Raw genomic sequence first — 12,958 nt, forward strand, 5'->3', positions numbered from 1 at the left:
CGGATAAGTTGATTGAGAAGATAGGGGAAGCTCAAGCGGTTATTCCGCCTAAAAGGAATAGAAAGACGCAGCGGCATTATGACAAGCATCTGTATCAAGAGAGGCATTTAATCGAATGCTTTTTTCATAAGTTAAAGCAGTACCGGCATCTATTTTCTCGTTTTGACAAATTGGCCAGGAACTTCTTGAGTTTTCTCTATCTCGTCAGTGCTCTCTTTTGGCTCAAATGAAAGATCAACACAACCTAGTTTGAATCGAAATGACTACAACACCTACTAACAAGTAGACCTGAACAGAAATCCGGCACGGTTAGGAGCCAAACTGCAAACGGTAAACCTCCTCCTCTTGATCAGTTTCCACCTCCAAATCAGAGGTAGCATAGGCTACACACAGCAGCACAAAGCCCTGAGCCTGCAGTTCTGGGCCAATCCCCATTGCCTCTGTCTGAGTCACGGATCCCGACCTCAGCCGCCCCGCACAGGTAGTGCAAACCCCCGCCTGACAAGAGGAAGGTAGCTCTATCCCGTGTTCAAGAGCAGCTTGTAAAACCGTCTGATCCGCAGAGGCAGGGAAGCGGTAGGTTTGGCCGCGGTGATGAAGGGTTACTTGATAAGCCGTAGCAGACATCAGGAACGGGCTCCCGACGGAGTACGGGTCACCGTCAGAGACTGTGGCTGGCGCATTTTCTTCACCAGAGCCTGGATCTTTTTGGCTCCTTCCTTTTGCAGGTCGGCGATGTAGTGGCCTTTGAGCCGCTCCGCCTCAGCTTCATCGGAGAAGGGGCCGTAGTAGTAGGTACAGTCCTCGGTGGTGATCTCGATCCAGACCGATAGGCCGCGCAGCTTATCCAACAGATTGGCCAAAAGGTTGCTCACGGGATCCATCCCCCATTATCAAGTCTAGCAATCATTGGATGTCCTTTTGCAATCCCCTAGATTCTACTACTTTTATTGACGATTTGTTGAGGAATGTATCAACCTCAGGGCGTTTGAGGTGGTGGGGAGAGCGCTGCCGGTGGATTTCGTAGAGGGCAATGCCGGCGGCCACAGAAGCATTCAAGCTTTCAGTGCGGCCTGCCAAGGGAATGGACAGCAGTTGGTCACAATGGCGTTGTGTGAGCAGGCTAATCCCTTCCCCCTCGGATCCTACTACCAAAGCAATGGGCCGCTGAAAATCGGCGCTATAGATGGGGTCAGCCCCTCGGCTGGTGGTGCCATAGACCCAAAACCCCTGCTCTTTGAGGTATTCCAAAGCCCGATTCAAATTCACCACCCGCGCCACCGGCAAGGTGGAGAGGGCTCCCGCCGCTACCTTCATCACCGTCGAGGTTACCCCTGCTGCCCGCCGCTGGGGGATCACCATCCCCTGCATGCCAAAAGCTTCTACACTACGGGCAATAGCTCCCAAGTTATGGGGATCCTGGATCCCGTCTAGAACCACCAGCACCGGATTGGGGCCGGCCTGCCGGCTTCTTTCCACCAAATCCTCCAGGGCCACGTACTGATAAGGCGTGGCTTGGGCAGCGATACCCTGGTGGTTGGCGCCAGCCGTGAGGGCGTTCAGCCGCTTTGGAGACACTTCGTCGATAACGGTGCCCCGCGCTTTGGCTTCTTCCAACAGAGATAAAAATTGGGGGCTGTAGCGCAACTTCGGCAAGATCCAAACCCGATTGAGGGTGGCTTGACTTTTCAAAGCAGCCAGTACTGTCTGGCGACCGTAGATAATCTCTTGCTCCAGCTCGGTCTCCGGATTCCCGTCGGCCTGAGGCTGAACTTCCCCTGGCAAGATCCCTGTCTCGCCAGTGGAGAGGCCGGGATCCAGCTCGCCTACTGGTTGAGGAGCCATCTTGCCTTGGGGCCACTGCCGTTGCGCGTCGCGACGGATGGGCTTCACTGGAGCCTCTCGGAGGGCAAGCTTGGGATCCCCGTCTCGGCGTTTGGGCCGCTGTACCCGCTTGCTAACGGATTGCCCTGCCCTTCGCGGCTGCAGTTTGCCCGAGCGAGACAGCCGTGAAGCAGGTTTGCGCTGAGAAGTCTTGGGCATGGGCGTGGAAGATGGAAAGACGGAAAGACTATCCTAACCTTCCCACTCGCCTAGGGTCTCAGCCAAAACATCAGTGAGGGCGAGGATATGGCGCAGCCGTTCGGGATTGGCCAGGTAGAGATAGCCCAGAACTGTTTCCAGGCCGCTGGCGTTTTGGTAATCGGCCAGAGGCAGATGCCGGGGTGGGCGACCGCAGCCATTGCGACCCCAGCGGACAATTTCCTGCTCTTCGGGGTTGAGATGGGGCAACAGGGCCAACAGCAACTTGGCCTGAGCCGAGCCGCGCACCCGCCTCACCACCTGCTGATGATAGCGCTCCAGTCGATCCGGAGGAAATAGCCGTTGCCGCCGCACGTGCAGTTCGTAAATGGCGTCTCCCAGGTAGGCCAAGGCTGCGGGCGATAGGCGGCGAATCTCGGCCAAGGAGGGCCTTTCGGAAGTGGGTTCGGACAGCAGATCGTTCACAGCAGCTCACGAAAGATAGGCAGAAAAATCTCTAGAACCGCTGTCATCGGCTCATTGCAGGATTCAGTCCATGCTAAGACAAGCTTCCTCTGGTCTGCTAGCCTGACTCGCGCTCTTTCCCCCCTTGCAGGTGATTTGGATCACGAGGCCCAGAGAGAAAAGGTGCTATCGAGTAGACAGGGCAAAGCCGGTTAAGGGGCTGATGTTATGAGCCTTGAAAAGCCAGTTGGAGTTACTGCCAAGAATCTGGAGAGCAAAATCCAAGAAATTGTGGGTGAGCTGGCCAGCGATCAGCGTGAAAGGCTGGAAGGTAAGGCCGAGCAAACAAAGGCGGCCACCCACCCTGGAGTCGAGGATGCTCGAGAAGCGATTAAAGACGTTGTGGATGATCCAACGGATGGCCAATAGCTCCAGTTAAGATGCGGGGACAAGGAGATCTGCATTCAGCAAAAGCAGGTAGGCGACGACCGCCCCCCCCATACCCCCTACCAAAAAGCCAGCGGCCAATTCGCTCCAAGATTGGGATCCCCCTACCGGCCCTATGTTGCGCTGCGAGGTGACAGAGCCGTAGAGAGAAAGGGCCGCCGTCAGGATCAGGATCAGGCCACAGGCTCCCAAAAAGCCGCTCAGCAGACCGATGGGCTCGTTGCGCAGCGGCCCCAGCTTGGCAAAGGGGCCTACCAGCCAATAGCCGTGGGCCATACCGATTTCCAAGCCCCGCCAAATGGAACTCAATCCCGGTCGGTTGATGGGCAGCCAGTCGATCAACAGCCGGACAACAGGCGCGTGGTTGATCGGTGTCCAGAGATCCCCAATTTGCGGATCTCCCTCAGGGACGGTGACGTATCCCTTATTCATGTTCAACCTATTCAACGGAGCAGGATCGGCATTGGGTTCGACCATTTCAGCAACTCTGTGTCCAGTTCAAAGGAGGATGGAAAAAAGCCTAAAAAAGCAGGGATCCCACCGGGCGTAGGTTGCGCTGGGGATCCCTGGCCTACACTCAGAACGTCAAAATGTCGGGGAAGAAGCGATTGATCTCGATGAACAGGGCAAAAACAAAGCTGGAAAACAGGATAAATGCCACCGGAGCAGTGGTGAGAAACTTGGTGAAATCAGCCATAGATGCCTCTCAAAAGTTGAACAGATCGAGTTGGAAAGCCAGGCTCAGCGGGGCGAGATGGGCACAGCCGCTTCCGGCTCTTGAATTTCGCCGCTGGCAATCTCCTTGAAAGCAGCAGCAGGCCAAGCCAAAGCCGTGAGGAAACAGCGCAGCGCCAAGGGAACGTCGATGATGCTTTCTTTCATCTCCGGTTCGTCGCTATTCCGCACGGCAATCAGATAAGAGCGCCCTGCCCAGCCCAGCCAACCGGCGATGTAGAGAAAAAGCAAGCCGGGGATGAGAAACTCGCCCGCATGGTTCAACCGACCATCTGTAACCAGGTGGGGCAGGCCCTCTTCGCCGCAGAGCAGCTTGCTGTAGCGCTCAAAGCGCTTGCTGGTTTGGGCCAGCTTTTGCTGGTAGACGGGAGCCATAGCAGGGCTGGCGTTGAGGATCTTCTCCTCTAGGCTGCTCAGGCGTTCGTTCATCAGAGCCTGAAAGGCGGGAACTTCGCTGCAAGGTTTCAGACCAATCAAGGGCTCTGCCTGCACAGATTGGGCGAGGCCAAGCGCGATGCAAAGGGCCAAAAGAAGGCTTAAAAAGGTTCGCATAGCAGGATGTGTCCTTGAGGTAGGGGTCTAAGATCTGTCCAAATGCTAAGGGATGCTAAGTGCAGAAACAGGCACTAAACGGTTAGTATCATACTCCTGAGCGCCTCGCCCCGACGGATCCCGGGTTTTAGCTCACACAATTCTTAATTCAAGTATCTCAAGTATCCCAAAGCTCTCCTATCCCTTTTGCCCAGCTTGCTCTCCCATGCCCCGCGTCCTTGCCATCGAAACCAGTTGTGACGAAACGGCTGTGGCTGTGGTGGCGGCGGATGTGGCCTGGCCGGGATTTGCCCCACGGCAGCTCAGCTCCGTGGTGGCCAGCCAAATCGACCTTCATGCTGCTTACGGGGGGGTGGTGCCGGAGGTGGCCTCACGGCAGCATGTGGAAACTCTGCCCTTTGTGCTAGAGGCTGCTCTGCAGCAGGCCGGATTGGAGGTGGCCGAGGTAGATGCCATTGCCGTAACCTGTGCGCCGGGCCTGGTGGGATCCCTGCTGGTGGGGCTGATGGGGGCCAAGACCCTGGCTTTGCTTTACGACAAGCCCCTGATCGGGGTGCATCATCTGGAGGGCCATCTCTTCAGCGGCTTCTTGGCAGAGCCCGATTTGCGCCCCCCCTGCCTATGCCTTTTGGTATCGGGAGGCCATACCAGCCTGATTTGGATGAAGGACTACGGGGACTACCAGACGGTGGGCCGCACCCGCGACGATGCTGCCGGCGAGGCATTTGATAAGGTGGCGCGGCTGTTGGGGCTGGGCTACCCGGGGGGGCCGCAGATCGACCGTTGGGCCCAGCAGGGGGATCCAGAGCGGTTCCCGCTGCCAGAGGGCAAAGTGGATCATCCCTACGACAGCAGCTTCAGTGGCCTAAAAACGGCGGTGTTGCGCCTAGTACAGCAGTTGCGGCAAGAGGGCCAGGAGTTGCCCATTGCCGATATTGCCGCCAGCTTCCAGGCCTGTCTGACCCATGTGCTCACCGAAAAGGCAGTGGCCTGCGCCGAGGCGCTGGGCCTCTCGACGCTGCTGCTGACGGGAGGGGTAGCTGCCAATCGGGAGCTGAGGGCCCGCCTCACAGAAGCAGCCCGGCAAAAGGGGTTGCGGGTGGTGATCCCGCCTCTAGCCCTCTGCACCGACAATGCCGCCATGATTGGGGCAGCTGGGCTCTGCCACTGGCTGCGGGGGGAGGTCTCGCCGCTGGAGCTGGGGGTAGCCTCGCGCATGCCCCTAGAAGGGATCCCTTCCCTCTACCTGGGTGGGGGCGGAGCTCACAGAGAAGAACAGACGGGATCCGCCGCCCTCTGACGTTGCCTCACCTCAAGGTAGATGAGCAGCGCGTTGATGTCGGCGGGGTTGACACCGCCGATGCGGGCCGCCTGGCCCACGGTTAGCGGGCGCACCGCCGAGAGCTTATCCCGCGACTCTTTGGAGAGGGTGGGGATGGAGTGGTAGTCCAGATCGGGGGGCAGAGGGCGGTGGTACTGCTTGCTCACCTGCTCAATTTGGCTCTGCTGCCGCTGGATGTAGCCGCTGTATTTGACGGCAATCTCTGCCGCCTCCTGCTCAAAGGGATCCAGCTCCGCATCCCCCAGCCCCAGTTCCAGGAGATCGGAGTAGTGAATCTGGTTGCGGCGCAAGATCTCGGCCAGGGTGGCGGATCCCTTGATCCCCTGCCCCGTCAGTTGGCTTAGTTGGATGCCGGCCAGGTCGTGGGCCTTCACCCGCTGCGTTTCCAGGCGCTCGATTTCTGCGGCAATGCGCGCTTGCTTGGCTTGGAACAGGGCCCAGCGCCGGTCATCGATCAAGCCCCATTCTCGCCCCAGGGGGGTGAGCCGTTGGTCGGCATTGTCGGAGCGCAGGATGAGGCGGTATTCGGAGCGGCTGGTGAGCATGCGGTAGGGCTCCCGCAGTTCTTTGGTGCAGAGATCGTCGATGAGGGTGCCGATGTAGCTGGACTCCCGCGGCAGGGTGACCAGGGGCTTGCCTTGAACCAGGCGGGCAGCGTTGATCCCGGCTATGAGCCCCTGAGCTGCCGCCTCTTCGTAGCCGGTGGTGCCGTTGATCTGGCCGGCGCAAAACAACCCCTGCACCTTTTTGGTCATCAGAGTGGGGTAGAGCTGGGTGGCCGGCAGATAGTCGTATTCCACCGCATAGGCAGGCCGCAGCATGACGCACCGCTCCAGGCCAGGCAAGGAGCGCAACATCTGGATCTGGATTTTCTCAGGCATCCCCGTGGAGAACCCCTGGATGTAGAGCTCCGGCAGATCCCGCCCTTCCGGCTCAATAAAAATCTGATGGCTTTCCTTGTCGGCAAAGCGGACAATCTTGTCTTCGATGCTGGGGCAGTAGCGGGGCCCTTTGGCCTCCACCCAGCCGCCATAGACAGGGGTTTCGTGGAGATTTTCCCGGATGATGCGGTGGGTCTCTGGGGTGGTGCGGGTCAAGTAGCAATCCATCTGCTCCCTTGGCACCCACACCTCGGGGTCGAAGCTAAACCAGCGCACATCGGGATCCCCCGGTTGCCGCTCCATGACGGAAAAATCCACGCTGCGCCGATCCACGCGGGCAGGGGTGCCGGTTTTCAGCCGGCCCGTTTCAAAGCCCAGTTGGCGCAGGGTGTCGGTCAGCCCTTCCACGGCAAATTCCCCTGCCCGTCCGGCAGCTTGCCAGTGGCGACCAATCCAGATGCGCCCCCCCAAAAACGTACCGGTGGTCAGGATCACCGCCCGACAGCCGAAGATGGTGCCGAAATGGGTGACCACGCCCACCACCTCGTCGTTGCGCCCCAACACCAAATCGGTGACAGTGCCCTCGCGAATCGTCAGGTTAGGCTGGTTTTCCACCACCGAGCGCATCACCCGCGCATATTCCCTTTTGTCGGTTTGCGCCCGCAGCGCCCACACCGCCGGCCCCCGCGAACGGTTGAGCACCCGCTTTTGCAAATAGGTGCGGTCGGTAACTTTGCCCATCTCGCCGCCGAGGGCATCGATTTCGTGTACCAGTTGCGATTTGGCCGGGCCGCCGACGGCGGGGTTACAGGGTTGCCAGGCGATCTTGTCCAGATTCAATGTCAGCATGAGGGTGTTGCAGCCCAGCCGCGCTGCTGCCAACGCTGCCTCGCAGCCGGAGTGCCCCCCGCCGACCACCACCACATCGTAGTGATCGAGAAAATCAAGGCTATCCTGTCCAACTTTGAGCATAAGGTGGCAATTCCAAAATGAATAGCCGGGATCCCCGGTCTTTTAATTTTCAGGTTATTTCAGCTCGCTTATCCAGCTTAGCGATGGCGGCAACGGATAGGGTTATTTGCGACCGGCCTGAGGCAGGCAGAGCAGTAGGGAAAGTTTTCTGTTGCCCTGGGAAATAAAGTTGGGTAGAGGCTCAGTTCCCAGCCTAAGTCACCTGATTGAAGAGTTGAAGAGACCTCAGGGCGCTGGGATCAGCTCCCCCAAGGCTGCCGATAGCAGGGGATCCCAGAGGAAAGGGCAGAGTCGCCCAAGGGATGTTGCGGCTCATACAAACACCAGACAGCCCGCCTGAGAGAGCCAAGCACCGATTCCATTATCCTCAACCGGATCTAATCCAGACTATTTTAGTCGGGTTTAGTTGACGCGGCAGATTGCGGGTGATAAGATTCCCCCCAACGATAGGTAAGTTCAATCCAGCGCCCACCCTTTCCTTCACCTTGAGGCTGCCCATGTCCCAAACTCTTTCCGAACGCCCGCTCAGCCCTGCCGATTCCCCGTTGGCCTCTGCCTTGCACAGCTCCAAGGTGGGCTTCAGCCGTTTGCGCTGTCGGGAGTGTGGCGCCGAGTATGAGCCGGTCGCCAAGCATGTTTGTGAGCTGTGTTTCGGCCCCCTCGAAGTGGCTTATGACTACGACTGGCTGAAGCGCACGGTTAGCCGTCAGAGCATCCAGGCCGGGCCGCATTCCATCTGGCGCTATCGGCCTTTTCTGCCGGTGACTTCTGAGAAGCCCATTGATGTGGGCACCGGCATGACCCCTCTGATCAAAGCGGATCGGCTGGGTCGGCGGCTGGGGTTAAAAAATCTTTACATCAAGAACGATGCCGTCAACATGCCCACCCTTAGCTTCAAGGATCGGGTGGTGTCGGTGGCGCTGACCCGCGCCAAGGAGCTGGGTTTTACCACCGTTTCCTGCGCCAGCACGGGCAATCTGGCCAACTCCACCGCTGCTATTGCCGCCCACGCCGGCTTGGACTGCACCATCTTCATCCCGGCGGACTTAGAAGCGGGCAAAGTGCTGGGATCCCTGATTTACAACCCCACCGTCATGGCGGTGGAGGGCAACTACGACCAGGTGAACCGCCTCTGCGCCGAGGTGGCGGATCGCTACGGCTGGGGCTTCGTCAATATCAACCTGCGCCCCTACTACTCGGAAGGCTCCAAAACCCTGGCCTACGAGGTGGTGGAGCAACTGGGCTGGCAACTGCCGGATCAGGTAGTGATCCCGCTGGCCTCGGGATCCCTGTACACCAAGGTTTATAAAGGCTTCCAGGAGTTTGTGAAGGTGGGGCTGGTGGCGGATAAGCCGGTCGCCTTCCACGGCGCACAGGCGCAGGGCTGCGCGCCCATTGCCCAGGCGTTTCGCGAGGGGCGGGATTTTGTCAGCCCTGTTAAGCCCAATACCATCGCCAAATCCATCGCCATCGGCAACCCTGCCGACGGGATCTACGCCCTGGACATTGCCCGCAGAACCGGTGGGCAGATCGCAACGGCCACGGATCCCGAGATCATCGCCGGCATTAAGCTCCTGGCCGAGACCGAAGGCATCTTCACCGAGACTGCCGGCGGCACCACCATTGCCGTGCTCAAACGCCTAGCAGAGTCCGGCCAACTTGATCCCGAGGCGGTTACAGTAGCCTACATTACCGGCAACGGCCTGAAGACCCAGGAGGCGGTTCAACCCCACGTAGGCCATCCTCTGGTGATCTCGCCCAGGCTGGAGAGCTTTGAACAGGCTTTGGAGCGGGCCCGCACCCTGGAGCGGCTGGACTGGCAGGAGGCATCAGTATGAACTCGGTTTGCAGGGAAGACCCTCTCCATTGCCTCTTAACAGAATCTTAATGAAGAACTGTTAAGATCCCTGGCGTAGACCTATTGGCTCAGGAGCTTTGCACAATGCCTATCTTTCCTTCTGTTCAACGCCTTGTTCGCCGTTGGATCCCGTTGGCGGCTGTAGTGGCCCCGCTTGTCTTTGCTCCTGCGGCCCAGCCTCAAGGGCTAAACACCATTGCCGTTGAGCTGGAAACTTTGCCCAGCAGCTACTCGACGCTGGCGGCAGCTTTGCGGGCGACGGGCCTGAATACGGCGTTGGCAGGGCCGGGGCCGTTCACGGTCTTTGCCCCTTCCGATGTGGCCTTTGGGCAACTGCCGCCGGGTACGGTGGAGACGCTGTTGCAGCCGGCCAGACGGGCTCAGCTCACCCGCATTCTCACGTATCATGTGGTGCCGGGGCGGATTACCTCGTTTGACCTGCGGCCCGGCCAATCGACCACTCTGACCACCTTGGCAGGGCTGCCGCTGCAGGTGCAGGTGGGATCCGATGGCAGCATCCGGGTCAACGGGGCTAACGTGAACCTGGCGGATATTCCAGTTTCCAACGGCGTGATTCACGGCATCGATGGGGTGCTGCTACCCTAGTTTTTTGATGTTGGTTAATGGACGAGGCATTGGGCTATGGCAGTCAAGGTGCTGATTCCTAACACGCTGCGGGCGCTCACCCAGGATCAGGGGGTGGTGAATTGCGAGGGATCCACCATCCGCGAATTGTTGGATGCTTTGGAACAACGCTGTCCGGGGATTAAGGCGCGGCTGTGCGATGAGAAGGGGGAATTGCGCCGCTTCGTCAACTTTTATGTGAACAGCGAAGACATTCGCTTCCTCAAGGGATGTGACACCCCTCTGCAAGATGGGGATGAGGTGAGCATCGTCCCTGCCGTTGCTGGGGGCTGAGGGCTGCCAAGCCTGCCGTGGACGCTGTGGAGTGGTTGAGCCAGCCGGCCCCGCTGGTGGCACCTGCCTTGCTGGGCATGGTTCTGGTGCGGCAATTTGCCGATGGGCTGCAGGTGCGGGCCCAGATCGTAGAGACGGAGGCCTACACGGCTGGGGATCCGGCCTGCCATGCCTACCGCCGCAAGACCCAACGCAACCAGGTCATGTTTGGCCCGCCAGGGCATCTCTACATCTATCGCATCTACGGCCTCTACCACTGTCTAAATATCGTTACCGAGCCAGAAGGGATCCCGGCGGCGGTTCTGATCCGGGCAGCTCAGTTGGATCGCCTGCCAGACTGGATCCCGGCCAACAAACAGAATCAGCCAGCACGGGCGGCGGCGGGGCCGGGCCTGCTCTGTCAAGCACTGCGCATCGACGGATCCCACAACGGCTGGCGGCTAGAGCGGGCGGAAGCCGGCCAGGAAGGCATTTGGCTGGAGGGATCCCCCTCTTGGCAAACGCAGTTGTCCATCGTCCAAACCACCCGCATCGGCATCACCCAAGGAGCCGAGATCCCCTGGCGCTGGTACATTGGTGGACATCCGGCGGTGTCGCGCTATTAGTGGGGGCAGGCGGACAATGCTCGCAGAAGGCAGTGGCTAAAGGACTGATACATTTACGCTGAACACTGCTGAACATCACTGTTCAACTATGCAGCGATAGCATTCTGTTTGTTTCCAACCAGAATGGCGGTATCCCGCAAAGCTTTGAGTAGAATACCCAAAGCGCAGTTTCCGTGTCGTCTTACTACCAATTTTCTGCTTTGCTTTGGCTACCATGTTGGCAGACTCGAAAGTAAACAGAAAGATCAACTGGTAGTAATCCGTACTGAACATATTATACATTATTTTCAGTATAGTTGAGCTTATTATTGACTAGAGTCATGCTCCGTCCCGCTTACGCGAACGGCAGGGGCTGCCTGGGCTGGTCAGCGGGGTTGTGCTGCTCTTGCTGGGGTTGCCCACGTTGGCCCAGCCTGTTCCAACTTTTCCAGGACTGATACATTTACGCTGAACACTGCTGAACATCACTGTTCAACTATGCAGCGATAGCATTCTGTTTGTTTCCAACCAGAATGGCGGTATCCCGCAAAGCTTTGAGTAGAATACCCAAAGCGCAGTTTCCGTGTCGTCTTACTACCAATTTTCTGCTTTGCTTTGGCTACCATGTTGGCAGACTCGAAAGTAAACAGAAAGATCAACTGGTAGTAATCCGTACTGAACATATTATACATTATTTTCAGTATAGTTGAGCTTATTATTGACTAGAGTCATGCTCTTGACGATGCAATCCCAGACCCACTTCACCTATCGCACCGGGTTTCAGCGCTGGCGGGCGGGAGAAGCTCAGGGGTTTCAGGACTGGTCAACCCAAGGGATCTGCCTGAACGCCCGAGGGCAATTGGTCTTGGATCCAGAGGGTTTGCGGCAAGAAGTCAGCCTTGAAGAGCCTGAGGTGGCGCTAAGGACTCCGTCCCGCTTACGCGATAATGCTCCGCACCGCTTACGCGAACGGGGGCGCCCTTTCTATCCCCTTGGCCCCTACTGGGTGGGAGAAGCCACCAGCCCAGCAGTCCCCACCAGCTTCCCTATGGTCGGGGCAATCGCTTCCTGGAATGCCACCACGCCCCCCGGCACCTGGTTGGAACTGTGGATTCGGGCCAAGCTTTCAGACCGCTGGACAAAGTGGTATCACGGCGGGGTATGGGCTGCGGATCCCTTGACTCTGGCCAGCCACTCAGTGCAAGGACAAGGGGATGAGGATGGCAACCTGTACACGGACTTGCTGGTGCTCAAGGATACCCTCAACGGAGCAGAAGCCTTCCAGGTCAGGGTGCGCCTGTTCACGCAAGAGCCAGGCCGTTCTGCCGTTGTGGATCAGGTGGCAGTTGCCATTTCCAACGAGCCGGTCAGGCCCAGCCGCCTATCCCCTGGGGATCCCAGCCGCTGGGGCAAAATCTTGGATCTGCCTTGGTGCTCCCAGATGGTGTACCCCGATGGGGGAGAGGTCTGGTGTAGCCCCACCTCTTTGGCGATGGTGATGGCCTACTGGAAGCGGGATCCCCGCCCCTGTGAGGTGTTGGTGCGCGCAGCAGTGGCCGGTGTGTATGACCGGGTTTACCAGGGCCATGGCAACTGGGCTTTCAACGTCGCCCATGCTGCCGAGCAGGGTTTGTCCGGCGTGGTGGCGCGGCTGGAGAGCTTGGCTCAAGCAGAAGCCTGGATCGCGGCAGGGGTTCCGGTGATCCTCAGCTATGCTTGGGGTGAGGGAGAACTGGAAGGGGCGCCAATTCCCAGAAGCAACGGCCATCTGGCGGTGCTGGTGGGGTTTGCTCGCGGCAGCGGTGCGGAGCAGTTTAGCCACGGGGATCCCATCCTCCACGATCCGGCAGCCAAAACCAACGAAGAGGTTCGCCGTACTTACCGCCGCGAACAGCTAGAGTCGTTGTGGCTGGAGCACTCCGGGGGTACCGTCTACTTGATTCATCCGCGAGAGTGGCCTGTCCCCACTCTATAGCCGAACCGGGCGAACGCGGGCAGCATCGACTTACAGCGCTACCGCTATGGCCTGGATGATTTCCTGGCCGCTGAAACTGCTATCTGGTCTTTCGGTGGGGATTTGAGTAAGGATAGATGGAGTGAGGAGTGCGACTCACCTGCGGGTGAGGATGGTTGGTCATGAATAGGAATGCGGTTCAGGGGCCAAGGCATTGGTCGAGGTGGC

General features: G+C 58.7%; 16 protein-coding genes and 2 pseudogenes. 8 read left to right on the plus strand and 10 right to left on the minus strand.

From position 1 onward, the window contains the following. Positions 1 to 230 (plus strand): transposase (locus ACVWYY_RS09050; RefSeq protein ID WP_457440321.1); only part of this gene is annotated, 230 nt, incomplete at its 5' end. A gap of 79 nt (positions 231 to 309) precedes the next feature. On the opposite strand, the gene ACVWYY_RS09055 is transcribed toward ACVWYY_RS09050, so the two are convergent. From ACVWYY_RS09055 to ACVWYY_RS09070, 4 genes are read right to left on the minus strand one after another with little or no spacing between them, the layout of a single operon-like run. Continuing rightward, positions 310 to 627, minus strand: coding sequence for a 2Fe-2S iron-sulfur cluster-binding protein (locus tag ACVWYY_RS09055; RefSeq protein WP_414342213.1), 318 nt, complete (start codon positions 625 to 627; stop codon positions 310 to 312). Further along, positions 627 to 884 carry a DUF1816 domain-containing protein gene (locus ACVWYY_RS09060; protein WP_414384163.1) on the minus strand — a complete coding sequence of 86 codons (258 nt, stop codon included), beginning with the start codon at positions 882 to 884 and terminating at the stop codon, positions 627 to 629. Before ACVWYY_RS09060 ends, ACVWYY_RS09055 begins: the two co-directional genes overlap by 1 nt. 22 nt (positions 885 to 906) lie before the next feature. Next, positions 907 to 2,043, minus strand: coding sequence for a 23S rRNA (guanosine(2251)-2'-O)-methyltransferase RlmB (gene rlmB / locus ACVWYY_RS09065; RefSeq protein ID WP_011434369.1), 1,137 nt, complete (start codon positions 2,041 to 2,043; stop codon positions 907 to 909). 33 nt (positions 2,044 to 2,076) lie between these two features. Beyond that, positions 2,077 to 2,508, minus strand: coding sequence for a ribonuclease III domain-containing protein (locus tag ACVWYY_RS09070; RefSeq protein ID WP_457393906.1), 432 nt, complete (start codon positions 2,506 to 2,508; stop codon positions 2,077 to 2,079). A gap of 207 nt (positions 2,509 to 2,715) precedes the next feature. Between ACVWYY_RS09070 and ACVWYY_RS09075 the strand changes: the two genes are divergently transcribed. Next, positions 2,716 to 2,916: a CsbD family protein gene (locus ACVWYY_RS09075; RefSeq protein WP_041436874.1), complete on the plus strand. Its 201-nt coding sequence runs from the start codon at positions 2,716 to 2,718 to the stop codon at positions 2,914 to 2,916. Between the two features lie 6 nt (positions 2,917 to 2,922). Here the strand turns inward: ACVWYY_RS09075 and ACVWYY_RS09080 are convergent, their stop codons facing one another. The 3 genes from ACVWYY_RS09080 to ACVWYY_RS09090 all read right to left on the minus strand — a co-directional run bounded on the left by ACVWYY_RS09080 (position 2,923) and on the right by ACVWYY_RS09090 (position 4,221). After that, on the minus strand, positions 2,923 to 3,411 hold the full coding sequence (locus ACVWYY_RS09080; protein ID WP_457403668.1) for a photosystem I reaction center protein subunit XI: 489 nt from the start codon (positions 3,409 to 3,411) through the stop codon (positions 2,923 to 2,925). 100 nt (positions 3,412 to 3,511) lie between these two features. Then, positions 3,512 to 3,631 (minus strand): photosystem I reaction center subunit IX, encoded by a 120-nt coding sequence (locus ACVWYY_RS09085; RefSeq protein ID WP_011434365.1) that lies wholly within the window; start codon positions 3,629 to 3,631, stop codon positions 3,512 to 3,514. A 44-nt stretch (positions 3,632 to 3,675) separates the two neighbouring features. Then, entirely contained in the window at positions 3,676 to 4,221 is a 546-nt protein-coding gene (locus tag ACVWYY_RS09090; protein ID WP_011434364.1) for a photosystem I reaction center subunit III, read from the minus strand. A 205-nt stretch (positions 4,222 to 4,426) separates the two neighbouring features. Between ACVWYY_RS09090 and tsaD the strand changes: the two genes are divergently transcribed. Continuing rightward, complete coding sequence (gene tsaD, locus ACVWYY_RS09095; protein ID WP_457403669.1) at positions 4,427 to 5,521, plus strand: tRNA (adenosine(37)-N6)-threonylcarbamoyltransferase complex transferase subunit TsaD; 1,095 nt, start codon at positions 4,427 to 4,429, stop codon at positions 5,519 to 5,521. Here the strand turns inward: tsaD and mnmG are convergent. Continuing rightward, entirely contained in the window at positions 5,485 to 7,416 is a 1,932-nt protein-coding gene (gene mnmG, locus ACVWYY_RS09100) for a tRNA uridine-5-carboxymethylaminomethyl(34) synthesis enzyme MnmG (RefSeq protein ID WP_457403671.1), read from the minus strand. The genes tsaD and mnmG overlap by 37 nt on opposite strands. A 497-nt stretch (positions 7,417 to 7,913) precedes the next feature. Here mnmG and thrC point away from each other — a divergent pair, with 497 nt between their 5' ends. The 4 genes from thrC (at position 7,914) to ACVWYY_RS09120 (ending at position 10,797) form a co-directional block, all read left to right on the plus strand. Beyond that, positions 7,914 to 9,254 carry a threonine synthase gene (gene thrC, locus ACVWYY_RS09105; protein ID WP_457403672.1) on the plus strand — a complete coding sequence of 447 codons (1,341 nt, stop codon included), beginning with the start codon at positions 7,914 to 7,916 and terminating at the stop codon, positions 9,252 to 9,254. A gap of 104 nt (positions 9,255 to 9,358) precedes the next feature. Beyond that, a complete protein-coding gene (locus ACVWYY_RS09110) occupies positions 9,359 to 9,880 on the plus strand; it encodes a fasciclin domain-containing protein (protein WP_457403673.1) in 522 nt (173 codons plus the stop codon). Positions 9,881 to 9,916: 36 nt separating this feature from the next. Further along, the gene (locus tag ACVWYY_RS09115; protein ID WP_011434358.1) at positions 9,917 to 10,192 is read left to right on the plus strand and encodes a ubiquitin-like small modifier protein 1; all 276 of its coding nucleotides are present in this window, start codon (positions 9,917 to 9,919) and stop codon (positions 10,190 to 10,192) included. A 17-nt stretch (positions 10,193 to 10,209) separates the two neighbouring features. Continuing rightward, the gene (locus ACVWYY_RS09120; protein ID WP_041436871.1) at positions 10,210 to 10,797 is read left to right on the plus strand and encodes a DNA-3-methyladenine glycosylase; all 588 of its coding nucleotides are present in this window, start codon (positions 10,210 to 10,212) and stop codon (positions 10,795 to 10,797) included. Positions 10,798 to 10,883: 86 nt separating this feature from the next. Here ACVWYY_RS09120 and ACVWYY_RS09125 read toward each other — a convergent pair. Both ACVWYY_RS09125 and ACVWYY_RS09130 read right to left on the minus strand, forming a co-directional pair. Beyond that, positions 10,884 to 11,067 (minus strand): annotated as a pseudogene (locus tag ACVWYY_RS09125) (hypothetical protein); the annotation flags it as partial. 205 nt (positions 11,068 to 11,272) lie between these two features. Beyond that, a pseudogene (locus ACVWYY_RS09130) lies at positions 11,273 to 11,456 on the minus strand (hypothetical protein); the annotation flags it as partial. A 50-nt stretch (positions 11,457 to 11,506) separates the two neighbouring features. Between ACVWYY_RS09130 and ACVWYY_RS09135 the strand changes: the two are divergent. Beyond that, positions 11,507 to 12,751: a peptidase C39 family protein gene (locus ACVWYY_RS09135; protein WP_457440323.1), complete on the plus strand. Its 1,245-nt coding sequence runs from the start codon at positions 11,507 to 11,509 to the stop codon at positions 12,749 to 12,751. Positions 12,752 to 12,958 lie beyond the last annotated feature (207 nt).

The sequence above is a fragment of the Thermostichus sp. MS-CIW-34 genome (assembly GCF_054060435.1).

Excerpts from the sequence above, each read along its gene's own strand:
- ACVWYY_RS09055 (WP_414342213.1), bottom strand. The coding sequence starts at position 627 with ATGTCTGCTACGGCTTATCAAGTAACCCTTCATCACCGCGGCCAAACC.
- ACVWYY_RS09060 (WP_414384163.1), bottom strand. The coding sequence starts at position 884 with ATGGATCCCGTGAGCAACCTTTTGGCCAATCTGTTGGATAAGCTGCGC.
- rlmB (WP_011434369.1), bottom strand. The coding sequence starts at position 2,043 with ATGCCCAAGACTTCTCAGCGCAAACCTGCTTCACGGCTGTCTCGCTCG.
- ACVWYY_RS09075 (WP_041436874.1), top strand. The coding sequence starts at position 2,716 with ATGAGCCTTGAAAAGCCAGTTGGAGTTACTGCCAAGAATCTGGAGAGC.
- ACVWYY_RS09080 (WP_457403668.1), bottom strand. The coding sequence starts at position 3,411 with ATGGTCGAACCCAATGCCGATCCTGCTCCGTTGAATAGGTTGAACATG.
- ACVWYY_RS09085 (WP_011434365.1), bottom strand. The coding sequence starts at position 3,631 with ATGGCTGATTTCACCAAGTTTCTCACCACTGCTCCGGTGGCATTTATC.
- ACVWYY_RS09090 (WP_011434364.1), bottom strand. The coding sequence starts at position 4,221 with ATGCGAACCTTTTTAAGCCTTCTTTTGGCCCTTTGCATCGCGCTTGGC.
- tsaD (WP_457403669.1), top strand. The coding sequence starts at position 4,427 with ATGCCCCGCGTCCTTGCCATCGAAACCAGTTGTGACGAAACGGCTGTG.
- mnmG (WP_457403671.1), bottom strand. The coding sequence starts at position 7,416 with ATGCTCAAAGTTGGACAGGATAGCCTTGATTTTCTCGATCACTACGAT.
- thrC (WP_457403672.1), top strand. The coding sequence starts at position 7,914 with ATGTCCCAAACTCTTTCCGAACGCCCGCTCAGCCCTGCCGATTCCCCG.
- ACVWYY_RS09110 (WP_457403673.1), top strand. The coding sequence starts at position 9,359 with ATGCCTATCTTTCCTTCTGTTCAACGCCTTGTTCGCCGTTGGATCCCG.
- ACVWYY_RS09115 (WP_011434358.1), top strand. The coding sequence starts at position 9,917 with ATGGCAGTCAAGGTGCTGATTCCTAACACGCTGCGGGCGCTCACCCAG.
- ACVWYY_RS09135 (WP_457440323.1), top strand. The coding sequence starts at position 11,507 with ATGCTCTTGACGATGCAATCCCAGACCCACTTCACCTATCGCACCGGG.